This window comes from Raoultibacter massiliensis (assembly GCF_900199545.1).
In the GTDB taxonomy this organism is placed as follows: Bacteria; Actinomycetota; Coriobacteriia; order Coriobacteriales; family Eggerthellaceae; genus Raoultibacter; species Raoultibacter massiliensis.
On the sequence record NZ_LT962667.1, the window covers coordinates 1 to 1,181 of the forward strand.

The window sequence follows — 1,181 nt, forward strand, 5'->3', positions numbered from 1 at the left end:
GCAAACGATATCATCTGGGACAACAAGCTCAACTCGCTTCCCCTGGTCGATGAGGAAGACCATCTCATGTACATGGTGTTTCGCAAAGACTACGATTCCCATAAGTCGAACCCCTACGAGATGCTCGATTCCCACAAGCGCTACATGGTGGGGGCGGGCATCAACACTCGCGATTACGCCGAGCGCGTGCCGGCGCTTGTCGAGGCTGGCGCAGACGTGCTGTGCATCGACAGCTCGGAGGGCTTCTCCGATTGGCAGCGCATCACGATCGAATGGATCCGCGAGCATTACGGCGATTCGGTCAAGGTGGGCGCTGGCAACGTGGTGGATGCCGAAGGCTTCCGTTTCCTCGCCGAGTGCGGCGCCGATTTCGTGAAGGTGGGCATCGGCGGCGGCTCGATTTGCATCACCCGCGAACAGAAGGGCATCGGCCGCGGTCAGGCAACGGCTCTGATCGAAGTTTCCAAAGCTCGCGACGAGTACTTCGAGGAGACGGGCATTTATGTGCCGGTGTGTTCCGACGGCGGCATCGTGTACGATCATCATATGACCCTCGCGCTTGCCATGGGCGCCGATTTCCTCATGCTCGGTCGCTACTTCGCCCGCTTCGACGAGAGCCCGACGAACAAGGTGAACGTCAACGGCAGCTACATGAAAGAGTACTGGGGCGAAGGATCGGCTCGCGCGCGCAATTGGCAGCGCTACGATCTCGGCGGAGACAAGAAGGGGCTCTCTTTCGAAGAAGGCGTCGATTCCTACGTGCCGTATGCGGGCGCCCTCAAGGACAACGTCGACCTTACGTTGTCGAAGGTTCGTTCGACCATGTGCAACTGCGGTGCGCTCACGATCGCCGAGCTTCAAGAGAAAGCCAAGCTCACGGTTGTCAGCTCCACCTCGATCGTCGAGGGCGGCGCCCACGACGTGGTGCTTAAGGAGAAGTCGGGCTACGGCACCGGCACCATGCGCTAGGGCGTTCGCGGCGTTGCTGCAGCCTTAAGCCTTTCGCGGAAAACACGAAGAGCGCTTCGCTTCACGGCGGGGCGCTCTTTTTTTGACTGGCGATGGAGCCGGCTTTCTCTGCTAAGTCAGGATTACCGAAGAGTCCGGATTGCGCCTGCCGATTCGGGCGAGCTTTGCCCCCGAACGGCGCCGGCCGGGGGCCGCGGCCGGCGCACGGGGCT

Annotated in this window: 1 protein-coding gene; it reads left to right on the forward strand. The window is 61.0% G+C overall.

What is annotated here, in order from left to right; translation table 11 throughout:
• The coding region (locus tag C1719_RS00050) for an IMP dehydrogenase (protein ID WP_102373247.1) at positions 1-969 on the forward strand (969 nt) is incomplete at its 5' end.
• Positions 970-1,181: the final 212 nt, after the last annotated feature.